The organism is Acinetobacter sp. YH12137 (assembly GCF_013418535.1).
GTDB lineage: Bacteria > Pseudomonadota > Gammaproteobacteria > Pseudomonadales > Moraxellaceae > Acinetobacter.
Genome location: NZ_VPBW01000098.1, coordinates 1 through 1029, shown reverse-complemented (window position 1 = coordinate 1029; position 1029 = coordinate 1). Strand labels below are relative to the sequence as shown.

The window sequence follows — 1029 nt, the reverse complement described above, 5'->3', positions numbered from 1 at the left end:
CACTGCTGTCCCATAGTTTGCTTTAAATAAAAAAACCTGAGTCCTAACAGTTAAAATATGAGTGCAAACAAACACTTTAACGACCAGGATTCAGGTTTTGTCACATCAGAATACCGTATTTCATGAGCTAATTAAACCTGTTGTGCGACAGGATTTTGAACAACTTGCTAAAGTACACCATGTTGGACAGAAATTTAGAGCGGCTTCCCGGTGGGATCAGTTTATTGCCATATTGATGTCTCAATTCTCTTGTAGGCAAAGTCTGAGAGATATTCAATCCAATTTGGAGTGCCAACAGGAAAAGCTAAGTCATCTCGGAGCAAAGTCTATTCCCCGAAGCACGCTGGCACGAATCAATGAGCAGCAGCCTGCTGCCTTGTATCAACAGCTATTTTACAAGTTGCTTAAATACTATGACCACTCAAAAGTCGCTCATAAATTTCGCTTTAAGAATCCCTTGTATTCCTTGGATGCCAGTCATATTGACCTGTCGCTTTCCTTATGTGAATGGGCCAAAGTTCACGACTCAAAAGCCAGCATGAAACTCAGTATAGGATTGAATCACAGCAATGATATTCCTGAGTTTGTTGCAGTTGAAAATGGCAAAGAAAATGACATGGTACAAGGCCGCAAATTCCAGTTTCCTGCTGGCAGCATTGTAGTTTTTGATAAAGGCTATGTCGATTACCAATGGTATGCAAATCTGACTGCTCAAAACATTGGATTTGTCACACGTTTTAGGCCTAAATCTGTGTATCAGGTGATCCAGCAACATCCAGTGCTTGAATCCAAAGGTATTCTAAAAGATGAAACCATTCAGCTGAATAGCGCACATGCCCTAAAAAGAAAAGCCCCAGTGTTAAGAAGAATTGAATATAGAGATCAGCAAAGTGGCAAGCACTTTAGCTTTCTCAGCAATAACTTTCATTTAGCCGCCTCCACCATTGCGGCGATTTATAAAGATCGTTGGAAAGTTGAGCTGTTCTTTAAGGCGATTAAGCAGAATCTCAAATTAAAAGCGTTTCTAGG

General features: G+C 40.4%; 1 protein-coding gene. It reads left to right on the top strand.

From position 1 onward, the window contains the following. Nucleotides 1-97: 97 nt before the first annotated feature. The coding region (locus FTU72_RS16255; RefSeq protein ID WP_180087661.1) for an IS4-like element ISAbe18 family transposase at nucleotides 98-1029 on the top strand (932 nt) is incomplete at its 3' end.